Genomic DNA, 20319 nt, shown 5'->3' with positions numbered 1-20319 from the left:
TGTCTTGACGAGGCGCAACCTCATTTGTCGTCCCTCAAGAGCGAGGTCTTCGCATCGTTGACAGTGTCGCCACTGATCACCACCCCGTAGAGTTCGCGTGCGGCGCCAACTGACACGAGGCCGTCGAGAACGTCGTCGAGGACGGCCGTTGGGTCTCGGTCGTACGGCGATCCGAACCCGCCACGCCCGCCCCGTAGACGTCGATGACGGATCCGGCCTCCACAGTGATTCCACCTACTAAGCCGAGAGTGCGCTCACCGTCGGTGCCGCGAATGTGTACGTCGTTGCGTCCGCCCGCGGAGCCGCCCGAGTCACGCACCCGAACGGTTGGTCGTTCTCTGTACCGAACTAGGTGAAGCGGTATGCCGCCGCATGCGCCGATCATCATCATCAGCCGACAATTCCGTGTTCTGCCAGCATCCGTCCGACCGCACCTGCGTTCTTGCGCAGGACGTTCGCTGCTTGTGGCTTCTCAAGCTTTATGTCCAATCCCGTTCCCGTGAGCTGCGGCGAGGGCGGCGTTCTCACGCGATGTCCACACACACCGCGAATTCTCACTTTCATGTCCACTGCTTTAGTGGCGCCGATCAACCGCACGCCACGCATTGCATGCCCACCTAGACCCCAGGCTTTCGTTTAGTCACGTGACGCGGAGTTGACTACTGGTCCGTCCGACCAAGGCTGTTCAGCTCTTTTGCGTGATCAGGTGAACTCTTCTCGCCCGTAGGTGCAAGCATGGCGATGCAGGTCCGCCCGCCGGGCGAAAAGTGACGGACAGGCCACGAGATGACGAACACACGACCGGATCCGGTCTCACGTGTGCCTGAGTCACGGGCAATCGCGCAGTTCCTTGCCAGTGCCACATCGACAACGACCGGGCTGTTCATCGAAGGTGAAGCAGGCATCGGGAAGACCACTCTGTGGCTACACACCTGCGAACAGGCCGCAGCGCAGGGCTTCCGAGTCCTCACCGCTCACGGCGATCCAAGCGCCCTGAGCCTGGTGTTCGCGGCTGTGGCCGACCTGCTGGCCGAAGTCGATCCTGAGATCATCGACCAGCTACCCCCGGTCCAACGTGGAGCCCTGAACCGCATACTGTTGCGTGACAGCAACATACCGGCCACCAACGAGCGGGCCACAGCAGCAGCGTTTCAAGGCGTGATCCAACACCTCGCCGCCGACACCCCCGTGCTGATCGCGATCGACGACGTGCAGTGGCTCGACACGTCCAGCGCGGCCGTGGTGCGGTTTGCAGCCCGGCGTCTGTCGGTGCGATCGGGGTGCTGCTCATCGCGCGCGTCGGCGAACCGGAGTCACTCGGCGTGCCGGCGCTTCAGCTGGGCCGCCCGGATGCGGTGACTCGGTTACGCATGACACCGCTAACGCTGGGCGGTGTCCACGCGCTGATCTCGCGACGACTGGGCCGGGTGCTGCGAGATGATGCCGCGTTCTGCATCGCGGCGCGAGACGCATCACCACCGACGCCGCGGTGGCGGCTCGCCGCGAGGACGACGTACACGTCATCGTCCTGCGCACGAATGGGATCGGCCCCTCAGTAACTGCCTTCCTCGGCGATACAGAGTCTGCTAATTTTGTAATGCTGATACTGCCGAGAACCGAGGTTGAGACATGCCAACACCCGTCATCGTCGGTGCTGCCCGGACCGCGATCGGCCGGTCGTTCAAGGGCACGCTCGTCAACACCCCTCCAGAGACGCTGATCACCACCGTGCTTCCGGAAGTGATCCTTCGCGCCGGCGTCTCGTCCGTTGACATCGACGACATCATATTTGCCGAGTCACATTATGGCGGAGGCGATCTGGCCCGCTACGCGGCGACGGCCACTGGTTTGGAGCACGTGCCGGGTCAGTCGGTGAACCGGCACTGTGCTGGCAGTCTCACCGCGATTGGCAACGCGTCCGCCCAGATCGGGTCGGGGATGGAACGCGTCCTGATCGCCGGTGGGGTGCAGTCGCTGTCGATGACGCCCGTGACCAACCGGCGGATTCCCGGCCCGGAGCTGAAGTTCGAGCAAGCGTGGATGACGCCGACCCATGTGGAGACGCCGGATGCGCCGATCAAGGACATGTCGATCACGGTGGGATGGAACACCGCCCAGGCCGTCGGCATCAGCCGCGAGGAGATGGACGCCTGGGCGGCGCGCTCTCATCAGCGTGCCGTCGCGGCGATCGACGCGGGCAAGTTCGTGGACGAGATCGTCCCGCTGAAGGTCACGTTGCCGGACGGCTCGGTGATCGACTTCAGCGTCGACGAGCACCCCCGCCGCGACACCACGGTCGAGAAGCTGGCCGGGCTCAAGGTGCTGCACCCCGAGATCGAGGGCTTCTCCATCACTGCCGGCAACAGCAGCGGGACCAATGACGCCGCCGCGGCGGTGGCCCTGGTGGACCGCGACTACGCGCAAGCGAACGGCCTCGGCGTCCTGGCCACCGTCAAGGCCTGGGCGTCCGCCGGGGTGGCGCCGCGAGACACCGGTCTTGGTGCAGTCAAGGCGATCGGCAAGGTGCTCGACCGCGCCGGCCTGTCGGCGTCCGACGTTGCACTGTGGGAGATCAACGAGGCGTTCGCGTCAGTACCCATCGCGGCGTGCCGCGAGCACGGGATCGACGAGGAGAAGGTGAACTTCTCTGGCAGCGGATGCAGTCTCGGACACCCGATTGCGGCCTCCGGTGCGCGCATGGTCACCACACTGATCTACGAACTTCGGCGTCGAGGTGGCGGCATTGCCGTCGCCGCGATGTGCGCGGGTGGCGGCCAGGGCGGCGCCGTCGTGATCGAGGTCTGACCGCCAAACTAGGGAGCTGATTTGTCCGACGTGCCGGGGCGCCCTCTGCCTCAGATCACTCTCGAGAACGAGTACTTCTGGACCTCGGGGGCCGACGGCCAACTGCGACTGCAGGAATGCCGGAGCTGTCGGGCGCTGATCCATCCCCCCGCACCCATCTGCCGGTACTGCCGCAGCCACGACATCGGCGTGCGCATCGTTTCCGGTAAGGGTGCGCTCTCGGCATTCACCGTCAATCACCGGTTCGGCTTCCCCGACCTGCCGCCGCCCTACGTGATCGCCCAGGTCGCCATCGCCGAGGACCCGCGGGTTCGTTTGACCACCAACATCGTCGACTGCGATCCGGACGAGCTCGAGCTCGGCCAACCGGTCGAGGTCGTCTTCGACCACATCGCGGATGTCTGGTTGCCGTTGTTCAAGCCCGCGACCGACCCGGCGCAGGCCGCCGCACTCCCCGACGACGAGATCGCGCCCGAGGACTTCGGCAAGCACGTGCGGCCGATGCTCACCACGCAGAAGTTCGAGGATCACTCGGCGATCACCGGCATCGGCGCGTCCCGCCTCGGCCGCCGGCTGATGGTTCCGCCGCTGTCGCTGACCATCGAGGCCTGCGAGGCCGCGGTCGCCGATGCCGGTCTGACGCTTGACGACATCGACGGGCTGTCCACCTATCCGGGCATCGACGTTGCAGGCATGGGCGAGGGCGGCGTGAGCGCACTCGAGGGCGCACTCGGGCTGAAGCCGACATGGATCAACGGTGGGATGGACACCTTCGGTCCCGGCGGTTCGGTGATCGCGGCGATGATGGCCGTCGCCACCGGGATGGCTAGGCACGTGCTGTGCTTCCGCACGCTATGGGAGTCGACGTTCGCCCAGCTGATGAAGGACGGCAAGCTCGCCCCCCCAGGTGGTACCCGCACCACGAGCTGGCAGATTCCGTTCGGCGCGACGTCGGCTGCGCACACTCTGGCACTCAATGCGCAACGGCACTTCGACCGTTACGGCACCACACGGGAGACGCTGGGCTGGATCGCATTGAACCAACGCGCCAACGCAGCACTGAATCCGACCGCCATCTACCGCGATCCGATGACCATGGACGACTACCTCAACGCGCGGATGATCACCACGCCGTTCGGGCTCTACGACTGCGACGTGCCCTGCGATGGCGCGGTGGCCGTGATCGTGTCGGCCGTGGACGCAGCACGCGACCTGGCCAAGCCGCCGGTGTTCTTCGAAGCGGTCGGCACCCAGATCATCGAACGCCTCGACTGGGACCAGACCACGTTGACGCACGAACCGCAGGTGCTCGGCCAGGCAGCCCACCTATGGACCCGAACATCGTTGCGGCCCAGCGACGTCGACGTCGCCGAGCTCTACGACGGGTTCAGCTTCAACTGCCTGTCGTGGCTCGAGGCACTCGGCTTCTGCGGCATCGGCGAGGCAAAGGACTTCCTCGCCGGCGGCAAGAACATCGCCCGCGACGGCGTGATGCCGCTCAACACCCACGGCGGTCAGCTCTCGCACGGCCGGACCCACGGCATGGGCCTGATTCACGAGGCCGTCGCCCAGTTGCGAGGTGAGGCGGGCGGACGTCAGGTCGCCGGTGCCCGGATCGCCGTGGTCAGCAGCGGTGGGCTGACGCCGAGCGGGGCGATGCTGCTGCGGACCGAGTCGTGAGCAATGCCTCCCCAGACGGTGATGATCGGTGTTGTACCGATGCCCGGACGGGTCGCCGAAGCGCCGCGCATTTGCTGACACGCAAGCAGGACAACAAACAACAACAACTGTAAGCATCATCCCGCCGCGCAAGAATTACTCGCCGGCCCCGCCAAAGGCATCCGCGGCGCACGACGCATCCTGCAAAGCCACCTCGTCGACGTTGTACGTCGGACGATGGCCGCCGACGGGGCATCCAGGCAGGATCAGATCACCCGATATCAACCCGCCGGTTGGAGTAGAAGCATCAATGGGTCACTGCGGCAATACTTCCCAAGGGCACCGATCTGTCGCGACACACCAGGGTGGATCTGGCAAGGGTCGAACTCGAGCTGAACCGCCGACCACGAGCCATCCTGGTGGACCGAACACCAGCCGCCGACATCTTCACACGGTTGCCAACGTCGAAGACGGTCCCCGTGTTGCGATGACCGCTGGAAGCCACGCGACCGCTGGCCTACCGTTGGACATCGGCATCACTACGAGGTAGCTCGAGCGTCGGCGGGAACTGAGGACCCGGCAGCACGGTGCATCTGGTACCACCGATCGTGGAGAGTCTCTCTTGTCATCGAAGGATGAGCTATAGGCTATCGAAGTCGGACAGAGTGTTTGAGATTGGGGATGCTCGCCGACAGGCCAGATTGGTCAGCTGATCGACCACATCTCCAGCAGCGTTCTTAGAGTGGCGACGAGCGGTAGTGGTTGATCGAGCATGGGATGGTGGCCAGCCTCGGCCAGCTCCACGAAGGGCCCCCTGAGTTGCAAGATGGAACGGATGCGCTCGCCCATTGCGGGCGGCACGAGGCCAGCTTCGCAGCGAATATATCCGACTCGGCAGGGCAATTCGGCCAGTGTGCGTTCCATCGTCTCCTGCTCGGCAGGTGTTTGGTCGAGCAGTGGTAAGCCGAAGATCGCAGGGTCGAACTTCCAGAACCAGCCCTTTAGCGTTCTTCGGACCGACTCGGCCGCGATATGGTGCTCGACGTAGGTAAGCGCCGTCTCCTGTGTCGGCACCGGCGTAAATCGGGCAAGAATCTCATCCTTCGACCGGTATCCGGTCGCGCGCTGTGTGCGGTTGCGCAGTCGCGCTTGTTCTGGCGCGTGATCCGCAGCGGTGAATCGATTACGACGATGCTGTCGATCTGCTCGCCGTAGTTTTCAGCCGCTGTTGAGGTGATCCAACCACCCATACTGTGGCCAACAATGGTTGGTCGACCCGATGGCCCAGCGGCTGTCGAAGCCGCGAGTACTTCGCGCGCCCACGTGTGCAGGTGATACGTCGTGCGGGTGCCGCTATCGCCGTGTCCGCTCAGATCAGGCGCGATAACTCTATGAGTTTGGGCAAAGAAAGGCGCAATGTGATCCCACCATCCGGAGTGCGCGGCCCCTCCGTGAACGAGCACCAGTGGTGGTTGGTCACGCCGTCCCCATGCACGTACGTGTATACGGCAACGGTCGACTTCGATACTCGAATGCTCAGGCGTGTGATTGAGTGCAGCAACGTACCACGACGGTGCCGTGGGGGTCACCTGCGATCGACGCGACAGACTCGTGCCTCTGCTCACTGGCGCCGGAGCACCCCTCGTCCCTCACTCGCGGCACGCAGTGCGGACTGGGTGCACGCCGCTTCCAACTGCTCATCCGCAGATCAGAAAATAAAGAGATAGATACATCAGATAATATCTACTAAGATCACTGAGTGTCCGGAGTCATCGGAATCGCGGCATGGCCGACCGACTCCAAATGCTCAGCCCCGGCGACACGGTCGGGGATCGCACAGTACCTCGGAACCCGTCCAATCACGATCTGCGACTGTGGTGATGTGGACACTCATCACTTGGTACGTTCTGGCGCAACGATAACGAAGGATCTTTGAGATTCCCACCGGCGATAGCCCTCCTCGCGGGCCGCCCAAGGTGATTCGTCTCCGGCGGCGGCCGCAATCTTCCGGTGACCGAAACCGTTTCACAACAGGCGAACTGCAGCAACAGATAGAGGCCGGACAGCACAGCCCGCAGCACAACGCAATAGGTCTCAAACATCACGCGCAGCGGTATGGGAGCCTGTCTTACTTCCATGAAGTCCAAGCCGATGAGTCGCACCTTGATGGCCGCGATGCCGAGTACGACGATCACGACGGCTGCGCCGGTGCCGTGCTCTACACCGATGGCGAAGGACGTCGGCGGCGCAGCGATCAGGATCAGCCAGGTCACCTCCGCCCGATTGCGAATCAGCTGGTACACAGAGGGATACGTCATCAGCTCACCAGATACAATAGTGGGAACAGGACGACCCACAGCATGTCGACTAGGTGCCAGAAGCAGCCGCCACCTTCGATGACAGCCATCCGGGTAGGCCCGATCTCGCTGCGGCCGGACTGTGTCATCAGCAGCGCCAAGACTGCAATCCCGATGACCACATGGAATAGGTGCAACCCCGTCAGAATGAAGCAGTAAATGCAGAAGTGATTGGTGCGGGCCCCGTGGCCATCGCCGATCAGCGACAAGTACTCGAACACCTTCAGCCCGACGAACATCAATCCGCACGCCAGAGCGGCTGAAAGTGCCTGCTTGGCTATGGTTTTGGCGCGCACTCGGATAGCGCCGATCCCCGCTACAACACAGAGGGAGCTGAACAACAGCACCCCCGTCTTGGCCAGGCCTACTCCGACGTGCAGCGTTTGCGCGCAACATCGAAAATGTCCGGCGCCTTGGCGCGTTCGACCATGAACGTGGCGAAGAAGGCGCCGAAGACCATCATGTTGCCGAAGAGGAAGATCCGGGTTGCTTGTTCGCCAGGCGCTTTACGCACGGCGACGAGCGGCGCCGCGCTGACCGCGATCACGTTCCTGCCGTGGTCCGCTGCGTCTCGGCGCTCTGTTCAGATCCGATCGACCGATTCAGCACCACTGTGAAGTCGCTGAGCCACACAAAGAAGGCCGTGAGCGGAATCCAGAACGCGAACACTCCGTTCCCCGCGAGCGGCCCGTCGTTGAAAATCAACACCGCTCCCCCCGGTGTGGCCAGGATGTACCAGATATTGAGGTAGCCGAACCAGCGCGGAAAGGTGGCCGGTTCTGTGCGGTCGACGAATGTGGCGATAGCCAGCACGACCGCCTGGACAATCACGGGACCAACAAGGCCGACGAACATCAAGCAGAAAACGTCATTGAGCGCCTGAGTGATCTCCACCGGGCGTTGCCCTGGCCTGAACGCCGCAATTGCCAACACCATCAGTGGAAATATGATGCCCGGCAGGAATAGCACTCCGGCAAAGATCTGGGTTACAGACGTGACGCCCCACTTGGCCTCGATCCCATCGATCCCGACGACTGCGCGGTCATCACCGGCAGCCACACTCTGGGGTACAAAGCGTCCTACGCCATTGACGACAACCTGCTGATCATTCGGGGCAATACCGATCTGGCGGCGTCGTACACCGTGCACGTGCTGGATGTCTACGACCACTACGTACTCCGGGCACTCTCTCGAAAAGGCCGCACGAAAGCAGCCGCGGGACGTGTGGGGCTACCGCAAATACCCGCTATCAGATCAAGGTCCTTCGCTTTCCCATCTCCGTAACGCTCGCAAGAAGCTTGACATATCTCGATATCCCAAACGCTCGGCAACGACGCTCGGCGAAAGCCGTTGCACACGAACCATATCGAGAGCCATAGTGCGACGTACTTCGTTTATGACTGCTCGATAGCTGGTGCCTTCGCTAGCCAACCTGCGACGAAACGTTCTCGGTGTCAAAAAAAGTGCCTTCGCCGCGGATTCAAGCCCTTGATCGATCCCGTCCCTTTCGCGAAGTCGGGCACGCAGGGCTGAAGCGACCCCCGAGCCACTAAGCCGGCGGACCTTCATCTGTTCGCAGAGCCTGATGCACTCAAGTGCCGTGTGCGCATTTCGTTGCGGGAGAGGGAGACGAAGGCTATCGGGGTCGAAAACTAGCTCAGAGTGCGCGCTCATGAACTGCGGGGTCACGTGGAAATGGCGTCTGAACTCTAGGTCATCGACTGCGGGGAAGGCGAAGCGGACTTCGCGAAGACTGTGAAGTGCGGGGTCTGCCAGCATTTCGCGGTGCATGGTGACCGAGGCAGCCATATCCCGTTCCGTACAAAACCTTCGCACATCCTGCGGGATCTGTGAGGCAGAAAAGCGGCCGATCACCTTGCCGCTCGGCGCGATTTTGACCACCATCTTTGTGAACGCAAACGAAAGTGAGATGTAGTTCAGTCCAGTCTCGACCGCGTCGGCCATCGTGTCACAGCTCAAAAGGGCGTAGCCAAAAATTCCGTACGTTGTCAGGTGGTAGCGCGCACCGACCTCAACTCCGAGGCCGGGTTTGTCACCGAGTTGTTGTACGACATTGCGTATAACTGCAATTTCTTGCTGGGCTTCAACAATCCCGCTCCAGTCTTGCAGGGCTTCGACGGGCAAACCGGTCCCTACGAGGCACTCTTCAGCTGTCGTTCCCGCGCTGACGGCGTGATCGACGAGTAAGACAACTCCAGCGATGCTTCGTGGATGGTCCCAGTGATCTAACGATTCAGCGAAGGTCTCGGGTAGGTCAGGATCGTCGGAGGCCGACCCCAATTGGTTTCTCGTACTCACTCGTAAGCGCTCTACCTCCACGCACCTTGTGGTGCGTTCGATCGACGGTACCGGAAAGCAGGTCGTGGGTCGTGCAGTCGAGTGCCGAATTCCCGCCCCATGTGCAGGTGACCTCGCCCGCGGTAGTGGTACACGCGGGACGCCCGCTCCGACGAGCGGATCCGGCGCGACAAGAATTTGCTGAGTCGGACACTGGCGATCATGGCCTGATCTGCCGTCACTTTGGCCACTCGTGCTCTAGAAACGTCCTCCGAAGTCGTCGTACTGTACGAAGTCCCGGCGGAGTGCCGTGTCAGGGGGCCCACGAATGTGATCTAGGAGTCAAACGTGAGTGTCTCAGAAACGTCAGCTTCGACCGAGGCAGCCCACCCGTTTGACTATCAGTACCGGGAGGGAATGCCGCTCCGGTCCGCCCCTACACGTGCAGTTTCAACGTGGCCAGAGCTGCGTCGCAACCTCTACGGCCCATGGGTCGATGTGATCGATGGTTGGGACGACACGCCCCAGACGCGGTTGCTCGATGATCACATGTGGGAGGGCGACGAACTGATGGATGACGTCGTCCGGATGTTCAAGCGCGTGGGGCCCCCGACTGGCCGAGCAATGTTCGAGCGAGCGCTCGAGAACGGAATCGATAGCCTGGTCGACCCGCCGGCGGAGCTGGTGGCCTTGTTCGAGCAACTGGATCGGGAGCCCGATTGGTATGACCCGGACGCCGACGCACGAGGTCGGCTCCGTCTAGCCGCCGCTACCTCCACGGGGAAGATGGCGGCGGGCGCGTTCGGTGCCTTTGCCACCGCGAGGGAACAGGACGTGTCAGCAGCTACGGGGTCTACGGGACGGCTCGTTCGCAGTCCCGCCCGGCGTCAGGTGGAATCGTCAAAGTTCATGGAAGAGATCACCTACCGCGGCGCTCTGCGACGCGAATCTGCGATCTTCCACACCATCATCCGCGTCCGCCTGATGCACTCACTGGTCAGAGCGGGACTACGCAAGAAGTGGGGTGCTGACAACTTCGCCGAGCATGGCATGCCGATTTCCAACACGAAGATGGCGGCCGGATCAGCCTGGTTCGCAACCATGCCGATACTCGCTGATCGGTTCTTTGGCCGGCCATTCGCGATGCACGAACTCGATGACGTTTCCATCCACTGGGGATACGTTCTCTATCTGTTCGGGGTGAACGAGCGCATCATCCCGAAATCGGGCCTGGAGTCCATCCAACTAGCGAATCATGTTCTCGCCAACGCCGGTGAACCGTCGAAGTGGAGCGCAGAACTCGCGGAAGCCCTGCTGTTTGCGATCAAGGACATAAGCGGAAAAACCGGTGCCCTCGTGATCCGGCTATTCCTAGCCGGGGGCGCGACCCTACTCGGCGCGGATGAGATGCAGAAGCTTGTTACAGGAACGACCCTCGAGGGAGTGCGGATCCGTCGTTGGGTCCCGATATTCCAGTTGATCGCTCGCGGCAGTGCAGGTATCGCCCGCGTCGGTGATCATCTGCCACCGGTCCGCGAGATGCGTCGCCGCAAGGCCTGGATCGGTGACCCCAACGCCATCAAGTCCGGCCGGGCGGTGACCAGCTGGGGTGCAAAGCACGGCATCGACGCCTCACCGTTCACCCATCACGACGACAGCATTTCGGGCAGTTCCTTCACACGCCAATGATCAATGCACACCAATCTGCCAACTCGATTCGCAAGGGATGAATGACTACTATCGCATCGCGCCCAGAGACGGCAGATCGACTCCAGTTCTTCGTGAACGGACAGTGGGTTGACCCGGCGGGCAACGAGATCAGGGAGTCCCTGGAAGCCGCGACCGGCGAGCCGATCGGCCGCGCAGCGCTGGGCTCTGCTACCGACATTGATGCCGCGGTGGCTGCGGCCAGAGCGGCGTTGGACTCGGGGCCTTGGGGCAAGACCTCGGTCCTCGAACGCGCGGCCGGGTTACGACGTTTCGCCGCTGCCCTGCGAAGCAGGGCCGAAGAAACCAGCGTTCTCGTAACCCGGGAGAATGGGATGCCCATCGGACTGTCTCAGCTCTTCAACGGTCAGGCGCCCTCCGTGCTGCTCGAGATGTACGCGGACATGATCGAACGATTCCCGTTAGAAGAAGTCCGAGCCAGTCCATCCGGCGCAACAATCGTTCGGCGCGAGCCAGTCGGCGTTGTCGGCGCGATCACTCCGTGGAACTATCCCCTGTCCTTGGCGATGATGAAGATCGCACCTGCGCTGGCCGCCGGGTGCACCGTCGTACTCAAACCATCACCGGAAACTGCGCTGGACTCTTATGTTTTTGCCGACGCCGCGCTCGAAGCTGGCCTCCCGGCCGGAGTTCTCAACGTTGTCCTCGCCGATCGCGAGGCGGGATCGCGACTAGTCACCCACCCTGACGTCGACAAGATCGGCTTCACGGGCTCGACGGCAGCCGGTCGCCGAATCGCATCTGAGTGCGGCCAACTTATTCGTCGCGTCACTCTGGAACTCGGCGGAAAATCTGCCGCCATCATCCTTGATGATGCCGACCTCGCGACTTTCCTCGAGGGCCTGAACACCGCGACGTTGATGAACAATGGCCAGACGTGCACGGCCCAAGCAAGAATTCTTGCGCCCAAGAGCCGGTACAGCGAGGTGGTCGACGCGGTCGCGGCCTTCGCCTCGGCGTTGACCGTCGGAAACCCCCTTGATCCCGCGGTCTCGGTCGGCCCGATGGTTAGCGAACAACATCTCGATAGGGTCCTGGGCTTCATCGACCGAGGAAAGTCGAGTGACGCGCGACTGGTCGCAGGCGGAGGGCGTACCGTCGGCCAGGATCGCGGCTGGTTTGTCGATCCGACCGTCTTCGCCGACGTGAAGAACTCCGATGTCATCGCGCGCGAAGAGATCTTTGGACCCGTGATGGCCGTGATCCCATACGAGGGTGACGAAGATGCTGTGGCCATCGCTAACGACAGCAACTACGGGCTCGGCGGCTCCGTCTGGACCGCTGATGAAGAACGTGGAATTGACGTGGCGCGCCGGATCCGCACCGGCACAATCGGAGTCAATTACTACGACTTCGACCTGGGGTCCCCTTTCGGAGGTATGAAGGACAGCGGCATCGGGCGGGAATTCGGCCCTGAGGGCCTTAACAACTACCTCGAATACAAGTCGATGTATGTCAGCGCCAACCAGCTAGTCAGCAAAGGCAAGCCGACGTGCTGACTGGCGCCGAGTACTCCTGCGCGCCGGTCCGGCCCTGGGCCAAGGACACCTCGACACGCCCGCGCCCAATGGCCAGGTAGCGCCCCTCGATGGCTGACTTCACCTTCTCCCCGCTGGCCCCAACCGCCTTCCTCGACCGCGCGGCGGTGGTCTTTTCGACCCGAACCGCAATCGTCGACAGCGGCGAGAGCTTTTCCTACGCAGAGTTTTCTGATCGATCCCTCCGACTGGCAGACGCACTACGAGGTCTCGGTGTAGGTCCAGGTGATCGGGTTGCAAGCCTGTGTGTCAACAGCCACGTGATGTTGGAACTACACAACGGTGTGCCGTATGCAGGGGCCGTATTGGTGCCGATGAACACCCGGCTTTCAGTGGAGGAACTCGCCTACGTAGTGACCCACAGCGGCGCCACAGTGCTGATCGCAACCAGTGGCCTTGCCGATCGCGCCCGACAGGTTGCCGAACACACCGGCGTGCAACTGGTGCTCGACACCGGCCAGGACGGCGAATACGAGCTACTACTTGCCGCCGCGCAGCCGTATCATCGAGAGTGCGAAGATGAACGCGGTTTACTCGCCATTTCCTACACGAGCGGAACAACAGGACGCCCCAAAGGGGTCATGTATCACCACCGCGGCGCGTACCTGCAATCCTTGGCGATGGCCTATCACTCCCAGTTGACCACTGGGAGTCGATATTTGTGGACACTTCCACAATTCCACTGCAATGGCTGGTGTTTCACTTGGGCGGTTACTGCTGCTGGCGCGACACACGTGTGTGTGCCGTCAGTGGACCCAGCAGAAGTCTGGCGACTCATACGTACCGAGGGCATCACCCATTTCAGTGCTGCCCCAACAGTATTGACGATGATCGCCAACGCACCGGAAGCATCCGGCGCCCTGCCCACACATCCCATAAGTGTCGGTACGGGCGGCGCCCCACCCTCACCCACTCTGCTGGCCAGGATGGCGGCCCTGCGTATGGATGTGACTCACCTCTACGGGCTCACCGAGACCTTCGGTCCGGTGGCGATCAACCAATGGCAACCAGACTGGGACCAACTCCCCGACAACGAGCAGGCCGAGCTCAAGGCGCGCCAGGGTGTGGGCAACGTGATCGCGGAGAGGTTACGCATCGTCGACGACACCGGTGCCGATGTACCTGACGACGGGCAGACCCTGGGCCGAATCACGTGCCGTGGCAACGATGTGATGCTCGGCTATTACCGTGATGACGCCGCCACACAGAAGGTCTCCGCCGACGGATGGCTAGACTCCGGTGATCTCGGTGTCCGGCACCCGGACGGGTACATTGAGGTCCGGGACCGCGCGAAGGACATCATTATCTCCGGTGGGGAGAACATCGCCTCCGTGGAGATCGAGCACATCCTCGATACGCATCCTGGAGTATTGGAGTCGGCGGTCGTTGGTCGGCCCGACGAAGTATGGGGCGAAATCCCAATAGCTTTCGTTACACTTCGCCCGATGGCAGAGGTCGGTGCGCTGGAACTCATCGACTTTGTCCGTCAGCGCCTCGCACGGTTCAAGGCACCGAAAGAAATCATCTTCGGTGTGCTGCCGAAGACCTCAACCGGGAAAGTCCAGAAGAATCTGTTGCGATCCAAGGCCGTCGAGAGCCATGTGCATGCCGATGTTTCAGGCCTCGGTGGCGCCGAGGTCTAAGCTAAGACCTGGTTCGTGTGGAGGCACTCCGGCCCTGGCGAGGACAGTGCGTTACCGACGAAATCCAGTTGTGTGGGTCAGGTGAGAAGCACTGGCCAACAAAGGGATTAATGTGACGTCCACTGACGAAACAGATTCCCACACGACAGTTTTCGTTGGGACGGCCTCGTATGCGTTACAACCTGCTCGAGCGCGGACCAACCACTTGACGAAGGGCCAACCCGACCGTTGTGGCCATCTGCACGGTCCCGCGAGTTACGGTGTGGAGGTGGAGATCCGGCACCTGCGGTACTTCGTGGCCGTCGCTGAGGAAGGTAACTTCGCCAGGGCGGCCGCGCGACTTCACATGGCCGCCTCGCCGTTGAGCCAGCGGATTAAGTATCTCGAACGTGAACTCGGGAATGCGCTGTTCGCGCGGGCCCATCACCGAGTCATTCTTACTGCTGCCGGCGAAGTACTCCTGCCGGCGGCGATCGACATACTCGATCGGTTCGACGCGGTGCCGCGCCTCGTTGCCGAAGCCCTCGGTACCCCGACGCGCGTCGCGGTAATCGGGATCGCGCCCGATGTGTCGGCCAGCCTGCGCGATGGGCTTCTGAATGCGCTTGCCGCCAAGCAGCCCCACATCTCGCCGCGACTGGTGCCGGCGAGCACCGAACCGCTGCTGCGCGAGCTGCGCGCTGGCAGACTGGATCTGGCGCTGGTACATGGCGCGGTGACCGAACGGGGTTTGTGTAGCACCGAACTCGAGGCCCACCCTGGCGGTGTAGTGGTTGGGAGGCGGACCGCGCTGGGTGGCCGGACATCGATTCGCCTGTGCGAACTGGCGACGATGCCGTACGCGTCGATCAACCCCGAGGCCGCGCCGGAGATCTACCGTCGCGTCGATGACCTGCTCAACACTCGCGGCGTTTACAAACGCATCACGCTAACGGGCGACAACTTCGCCGGGCTCGCCCATCTCGTCGCGGCGGGGCAAGCTTTCACTATCGTCACCCTCGACGCTGGACGGACAAGCCGGTTCTTCCACGGCGAGCCGGTGACGGTACTGGCCATCGAGGACTTGGACGCCACCATCAGCACCGTTGCTGTCTGGCGGGAAACTCAGACACAAACCAACACGACTGTCGCCGACCTTGTCTGCGTCGTAAACGGACTTGTCGCCGACCCAGACCCAAATTGATCGCAGCGCTATCCACCGAGAGTCCGCTGCCACGGGACGACCGAACCACCGCGTATGAAATCTCCACGTACGCATCGTCACTCGTTCAAGTCGAACATGACCACAGTGGTCAGGTCGACACATTCTCATTGGTCCTGGTGGTGGCTGGGTGACAGGGAATAAACTGCGGGCACCGGACATATGTCCACAACTAGGCGATAAGGAGCGCGTTGACGTGACGGCATCGCAAGACACTGAGGCACAGCTACGTGCACTCATCGAGGGATGCACCGCGCCGGAGGCTATGAATCTCTTCGATCGTCTGCCGACCGTCTCGGTGGACGGAATAACGACCGGCCGCTGGCGGGGCGAAGAACTGCTTACCGGACATCCGCTCGACAATCTGCTTACTGCCGGGGGTTGGTATGGCAAGCAATTCGACGGCCCGGAATTTGTTCACCCGTTGTTGTTCAAAGGACCGCTTGGCAAAATCTTTGCAGTGGACCCGCGAAAGGCTCCGATGCAGGCCTCCGATCGAGTGCCAGCCAAGGCAGTGAAGTTTGGCCGCTACCTGTTGCCAGCGCTGGCCACGCGCAAGCCACGAGCCCGGCTTCGTAATCTCGAGTACCGAGGTAAGACTAGCGCCGCAATGATTTACGACGACCTTCCGATCATCGACATATTTCGCAGAGTCGCTGATGACACGTTGCTAGGTGTCATGGACAACCGTGCCGCGCCGTTGCCGTACTTCTTCATCCTCCACCGCGAGTAACTACCAACGCCTGCTGGTCAGAATCACCCCTCGAGAAGTTGGCTCCCAACGGATGTAGCTGGCGGTGTGTCCCCTTGCGCTGAACTCGTCTCGGGAGCGCGGGTTCGACGACAGTGCCGAACGGTCCTCGCGCGGTGACTAATTGGATCGATACCCTGTTCTTCTCCGACACGGGCAGACCAGTCACGTCACCTTGACCTGCAGTGCGCGCAGCCCTGCCGCCGCAAAAACGGGCGCCGCCAGTGCTGCGCGGTCAGCGCCCGACCCCGCGTCGAATCCGGCGCGTGCCCGGTAGGTGATGCCCTCCGCGATAACCGCAACCTTGAAGTTGGCCAAAGCGAGATAGAAATTCCAATTCGTCAGATCCCGGCCCGACTCTGTTGCATACAGCTGGGCGATCTCGTCTGCAGCGGGCAATCTGTCGGATGTCCACGCGGCGCGGGCACCCAATAGGTCATTGAACGCCGCCGAACGGTATACGCAGGACAGCGCGATGTCAGTGAGGGGATCCCCCACCGTCGACATCTCCCAATCGACAACAGCCCGCACAATGTCAGGAGATGCCGGATCCAGCAGCGTGTTGTCGATACGGAAGTCGCCATGCACAATCGCGGCCGCACCCACAGTAGGTGCATTTTCGCTCAGGACGACCGCCAACCGGTCAACATCTGCCAGGTCGCGGGTCTTGACCTGCTGCCACTGCCGGGCCCATAACTGGACTTGGCGAGCCGCGAATCCTTCAGGGCGACCAAATGATTGGAGCCCGACAGCGCGGTAATCGACATCATGCAGGATGGCCAAGGTGCCAACGAGCCTTTTCACCGTCGCGCGTACTTGATCGTCGGTCAAGCCGGCGAGATCATCCTGGTCACGGACCGCCAGACCCGGAATGTATTCGACCACACACAATGTGGATCCTGTGATACTGCCGTCAGAGTCACACGCCACAGCGGCAGCTACGGGCACACCCGTCGACCCGAGCGCCGAGATCACGGTGTATTCGCGCACCATATCGTGCGCCGACGAGGTCAACCCCGATAACGGAGGCCGGCGTGCCACCCAAGCGGACCGCTCGTCGCTGACCTTGAACGTCAAGTTGGATCGCCCGCCAGACAACGCCGTCGCGACGAGTTCGCCCTGCACTTCGACCCCACTACCGATGAGTAAGCGGCGCAATCGGCGGGTGTCGAGAACGGGTGTCGTCACGACACACTCAAAGTGGCACTACGGATGGCCCGCTTCGCAAGCGCCCAACGGTGCACCTCCGACGGGCCGTCGTAGATGCGAAATGGCCGGACTTCGCGTGATATCCGCGTCACCGGCAGATCCTCGGACACTCCCAGTGCGCCACACATCTGCATGCTGCGGTCGACAACTCGGTTGATCGCTTCAGCGCCGAACGTTTTAGCGATCGATGTCGACGTCGACGCGGAGTGCCCGCAATCCAGTTCCCAGCAAGCTCGTAGTAGCAGCGCTCGCGTAGCGGCAAGGTCGATCTCGTTGTCGGCCACCATTTTCTGGATCATCCCAAGCTCCGCGAGTCGTCCGCCAAAGCCATCACGGCGCCCGACATGGGCCGCAGCGACATCGTGCGCGCGCCGGGCGGCGCCGAGCCAACGCATGACGTGAGTCATTCTGGCCGGTCCGAGACGTACTTGTGCATACCGCAACCCGTGATCAACTTCGCCGAGCACACTGGCGTTTGATACGCGTACGGTGTCGAACTCGACCTCGCAGTGACCGCCGAGCATCGACCGATCCATCGTGGTGATGTGGCGGCCAATTCGTAGCCCTGCAGTATCGGCGTCCACCAGGAACATCGTGGCACCACCACGGTCGCCAGGCTGACCCGATGTGCGGGCCATCACGATGAAGAAGTCCGCACCGTCGGCGCCGGTGATGAAGTGCTTGCGGCCGTCGATGCGCCACCCGTTTCCGCTTCGTTCCGCCCGGGTCGTCAGCATCGAGGGATCCGAACCGGCACCCGGAGCCGGCTCAGTCATCGCAAACGCGGACCGAACCTCACCGACCACTAGTGGCCGCAAGTACCGGAGCTGTTGCTCAGCGGTAGCGACATGTGTGAGTAGATGGACATTGCCCTCGTCCGGCGCGGCAATATTGAGCGCGAGTGGCCCGAATAGCGAGTACCCAGCCGCCTCGAACACTGGTGCGCGATCACACATTCCGAGCCCAATCCCTCCGAATTGGACCGCTGCATGCGGAGCTAGCAGACCAGCCTGGCGCGCTGCGGACTGCAGCTCTGTCCGTAGAGCGTCGCCGCCAGCAGCGCAAATATCACCGCCGAATCGGTCATCGAGCGGCAGGACGGTCTCCCGAATGAAAACCGACGTGCGGTCGGCGAGATCCACAACCCGCGCCGGATGACTCAAGTCGATGGGCATGTCGATTCCTCACATCAATCGGTGCCGAGCGATTGTTCGGTCTGGTTCAGTTGAACAATTGCATGAGGTCGGTCGAATAGCAACATTATGATGCGGCTAGTATGTTCATATCCTCGACCGAACGCCGATGGGCTCGTAATGAATGGTTCAGCTTTCCTGAACAGAGATGGGCGTCCGGCCGCCCGCGGTCATATCGGTACGGCGATCCGGTCGGCACGCCAGGAAGCAGGCCTGACGGTCCGCGATATGGCCGAACGGTTACACGTCAGCGTCGGCACCGTCAGCGCGATCGAGAATGGCAAGACGGGTGTCTCAGTAGTCCGCCTAGAGGCGCTGGCACGGGTCCTAGGCACCAGCAGCAGCTGGCTGCTCGCGCGCAGGACGCCTTCAATTAGCGGTCGCGAGACCGGCCCCGCTGCCCCAGCTTCGGACTGGCGCAGCTTCCCCGCATTGGCGCTAGACCCCATACTCGACGCGGCAATCGACGCATTTGTCGAGATCGGCTACCACGGGACCTCGATGCGTCTGCTGGCCGAACGCGCCGGCCTCAGCGTCCCGGGCATTTACCACCATTACCGCGACAAGCAGGCACTGCTGGTGCGCATCTTGGATGTCACCATGGCTGAACTGCACTGGCGTGTGGATGCTGCGCGCCGCGAAGCAAAGACCGGCCTTATGGAAGTGGCTCTGATTGTCGAGGCGCTGGCGCTCTTCCACACTCACCACCGCAAGCTTGCGTTTATCGGAGCCAGCGAGATGCGCAGCCTTACCGGCGAGAATCGCCGCCGCATCGCGGGCGAACGTACACGACTACAACACATCCTTGACGTCTCCATCCTGCGAGCAAGCAGCGAGGGGTATTTCGATCTCCCAGACGTTCCGACCACGGGCCGGGCCATCGCCACGATGTGCACGTCGCTGCCGCAGTGGTTCCGGCCTGACGGGCCAGACAGCGCCGAACAGATATCCCGCACCTACGTGCTACTCGCGCTCGCGATGCTGCACACATCCGAGTGCCCGAAAGGATTTCCCGATGCCTGACGCACCGTCGGTTTTGATCACCGGAGCTAGCCGTGGGATTGGATTGGAGATTGCCAAACATCTCGCTGCCCGCGGAATGGCACTGACGATTACCGCCCGCAACCAGCAGACCCTCGACGCACTCATCCCGACGTTGACCAACCTCGGCGCACCCCGGATTTGCGCCATCGCGTGCGACCTAGCCGACTCGGCCAGCCCGGAAGCCCTAGTTGCAATCCACCGACAGACCTACGGTGCAATGACCGCGTTGGTGCTCAATGCTGGCGTCGGGACAGCTGGACCCATCGGTGATTATCCGGCCAATCGGCTCGACAAGACCATCGCAGTGAACTTGCGTAGCCCGTTCCTCATGATCCAAGCGGCATTGCCGCTGTTGCGGAGAGGCGCGTTGGCGCGGGACGATCAGGGCGCGAAAGTAGTAGTGCTGTCGTCGATAACGGGGATTTACGCCGAGGCGGGACTCGCCGCGTACGGAGCATCGAAGGCGGCACTGCTCTCACTCGTCGACACACTCAATGCCGAAGAATCGGCGAACGGTATCACCGCCACCGCTATCGCTCCCGCCTACGTGGACACCGACATGTCGGCCTGGACCAACGACACCGTCTCGCCCGAGGCGATGATTCCCTCCAACGACATCGCCGTCATCGTCGACACCCTGCTCAGCTTGTCCAAGCGCTCCGTGATCGGACCGATCATCATGACGCGAGCTGGCACGACCGGCTACCACGCATGACTTGATTCGCCATCTACGTTCGCACACGACGCCTTCCGAGGCGGGTGGGTCACCAGCTGGCGATATCAAACCCACCACGTACCGACCTTGTTCGGAGTCCATGCGTGCGACTCGAACGTCGATCGCTCCTCTCGCCCATCACCGTCCAGATTTGAGTCGAGACTTCGCGACAATCACT

19 protein-coding genes are annotated in these 20319 nt (G+C 62.2%); 10 read left to right on the top strand and 9 right to left on the bottom strand.

Features of this window, described 5'->3' with window-relative positions:
- Nucleotides 1-819 precede the first annotated feature (819 nt).
- The 3 genes from SLQ33_RS07465 to SLQ33_RS07455 all read left to right on the top strand — a co-directional run bounded on the left by SLQ33_RS07465 (nt 820) and on the right by SLQ33_RS07455 (nt 4485).
- Nucleotides 820-1359 carry an ATP-binding protein gene (locus SLQ33_RS07465; protein WP_319453157.1) on the top strand — a complete coding sequence of 180 codons (540 nt, stop codon included), beginning with the start codon at nt 820-822 and terminating at the stop codon, nt 1357-1359.
- A gap of 270 nt (nt 1360-1629) precedes the next feature.
- Nucleotides 1630-2805, top strand: coding sequence for a thiolase family protein (locus SLQ33_RS07460; RefSeq protein ID WP_319453156.1), 1176 nt, complete (start codon nt 1630-1632; stop codon nt 2803-2805).
- Nucleotides 2806-2826: 21 nt separating this feature from the next.
- Entirely contained in the window at nt 2827-4485 is a 1659-nt protein-coding gene (locus SLQ33_RS07455) for a thiolase C-terminal domain-containing protein (protein WP_319453155.1), read from the top strand.
- 684 nt (nt 4486-5169) lie between these two features.
- Here SLQ33_RS07455 and SLQ33_RS33585 read toward each other — a convergent pair.
- The 7 genes from SLQ33_RS33585 to SLQ33_RS07420 form a co-directional block, all read right to left on the bottom strand.
- Complete coding sequence (locus SLQ33_RS33585; protein WP_413467610.1) at nt 5170-5538, bottom strand: alpha/beta fold hydrolase; 369 nt, start codon at nt 5536-5538, stop codon at nt 5170-5172.
- Nucleotides 5466-5927, bottom strand: a complete 462-nt coding sequence (locus tag SLQ33_RS33580; RefSeq protein ID WP_413467594.1) for an alpha/beta fold hydrolase — start codon at nt 5925-5927, stop codon at nt 5466-5468. The genes SLQ33_RS33585 and SLQ33_RS33580 overlap by 73 nt, the downstream gene beginning before the upstream one ends.
- Before the next feature lie 396 nt (nt 5928-6323).
- Complete coding sequence (locus SLQ33_RS33575) at nt 6324-6782, bottom strand: cytochrome C oxidase subunit IV family protein (RefSeq protein WP_413467593.1); 459 nt, start codon at nt 6780-6782, stop codon at nt 6324-6326.
- Nucleotides 6782-7168: a cytochrome c oxidase subunit 3 gene (locus SLQ33_RS07435; protein WP_319453154.1), complete on the bottom strand. Its 387-nt coding sequence runs from the start codon at nt 7166-7168 to the stop codon at nt 6782-6784. The genes SLQ33_RS33575 and SLQ33_RS07435 overlap by 1 nt, the downstream gene beginning before the upstream one ends.
- A 17-nt stretch (nt 7169-7185) precedes the next feature.
- The gene (locus SLQ33_RS07430) at nt 7186-7368 is read right to left on the bottom strand and encodes a hypothetical protein (RefSeq protein ID WP_319453153.1); all 183 of its coding nucleotides are present in this window, start codon (nt 7366-7368) and stop codon (nt 7186-7188) included.
- Nucleotides 7365-7991 carry a hypothetical protein gene (locus SLQ33_RS07425; RefSeq protein WP_319453152.1) on the bottom strand — a complete coding sequence of 209 codons (627 nt, stop codon included), beginning with the start codon at nt 7989-7991 and terminating at the stop codon, nt 7365-7367. Before SLQ33_RS07425 ends, SLQ33_RS07430 begins: the two co-directional genes overlap by 4 nt.
- A gap of 84 nt (nt 7992-8075) precedes the next feature.
- On the bottom strand, nt 8076-9140 hold the full coding sequence (locus tag SLQ33_RS07420) for an AraC family transcriptional regulator (protein ID WP_319453151.1): 1065 nt from the start codon (nt 9138-9140) through the stop codon (nt 8076-8078).
- Nucleotides 9141-9467: 327 nt separating this feature from the next.
- Between SLQ33_RS07420 and SLQ33_RS07415 the strand changes: the two genes are divergently transcribed.
- The 5 genes from SLQ33_RS07415 (at nt 9468) to SLQ33_RS07395 (ending at nt 15962) form a co-directional block, all read left to right on the top strand.
- On the top strand, nt 9468-10808 hold the full coding sequence (locus SLQ33_RS07415; RefSeq protein WP_319453150.1) for an oxygenase MpaB family protein: 1341 nt from the start codon (nt 9468-9470) through the stop codon (nt 10806-10808).
- A 41-nt stretch (nt 10809-10849) separates the two neighbouring features.
- A complete protein-coding gene (locus tag SLQ33_RS07410) occupies nt 10850-12346 on the top strand; it encodes an aldehyde dehydrogenase (RefSeq protein WP_319453149.1) in 1497 nt (498 codons plus the stop codon).
- A gap of 89 nt (nt 12347-12435) precedes the next feature.
- On the top strand, nt 12436-14028 hold the full coding sequence (locus SLQ33_RS07405; RefSeq protein ID WP_319453148.1) for an AMP-binding protein: 1593 nt from the start codon (nt 12436-12438) through the stop codon (nt 14026-14028).
- A gap of 268 nt (nt 14029-14296) precedes the next feature.
- Entirely contained in the window at nt 14297-15211 is a 915-nt protein-coding gene (locus SLQ33_RS07400; protein ID WP_319453147.1) for a LysR family transcriptional regulator, read from the top strand.
- Between the two features lie 283 nt (nt 15212-15494).
- Nucleotides 15495-15962 (top strand): DUF4334 domain-containing protein, encoded by a 468-nt coding sequence (locus tag SLQ33_RS07395; protein WP_413467606.1) that lies wholly within the window; start codon nt 15495-15497, stop codon nt 15960-15962.
- 183 nt (nt 15963-16145) lie between these two features.
- On the opposite strand, the gene SLQ33_RS07390 is transcribed toward SLQ33_RS07395, so the two are convergent.
- Together SLQ33_RS07390 and SLQ33_RS07385 are read right to left on the bottom strand one after the other, a co-directional pair.
- Nucleotides 16146-17168 (bottom strand): phosphotransferase family protein, encoded by a 1023-nt coding sequence (locus SLQ33_RS07390; RefSeq protein WP_319453145.1) that lies wholly within the window; start codon nt 17166-17168, stop codon nt 16146-16148.
- Nucleotides 17165-18364, bottom strand: a complete 1200-nt coding sequence (locus tag SLQ33_RS07385; RefSeq protein WP_319453144.1) for an acyl-CoA dehydrogenase family protein — start codon at nt 18362-18364, stop codon at nt 17165-17167. The genes SLQ33_RS07390 and SLQ33_RS07385 overlap by 4 nt, the downstream gene beginning before the upstream one ends.
- Nucleotides 18365-18502: 138 nt before the next feature.
- Between SLQ33_RS07385 and SLQ33_RS07380 the strand changes: the two genes are divergently transcribed.
- Nucleotides 18503-19405 (top strand): TetR family transcriptional regulator, encoded by a 903-nt coding sequence (locus SLQ33_RS07380; protein WP_319453143.1) that lies wholly within the window; start codon nt 18503-18505, stop codon nt 19403-19405.
- Nucleotides 19398-20141 carry an SDR family oxidoreductase gene (locus SLQ33_RS07375; RefSeq protein ID WP_319453142.1) on the top strand — a complete coding sequence of 248 codons (744 nt, stop codon included), beginning with the start codon at nt 19398-19400 and terminating at the stop codon, nt 20139-20141. Before SLQ33_RS07380 ends, SLQ33_RS07375 begins: the two co-directional genes overlap by 8 nt.
- Nucleotides 20142-20319 lie beyond the last annotated feature (178 nt).

The organism is Mycobacterium sp. RTGN6, from assembly GCF_033804605.1.
Classification (GTDB): domain Bacteria; phylum Actinomycetota; class Actinomycetes; order Mycobacteriales; family Mycobacteriaceae; genus Mycobacterium.
Note: the sequence above shows the minus strand (reverse complement) of the source record. Positions and strands in the feature narration are given on the sequence as shown.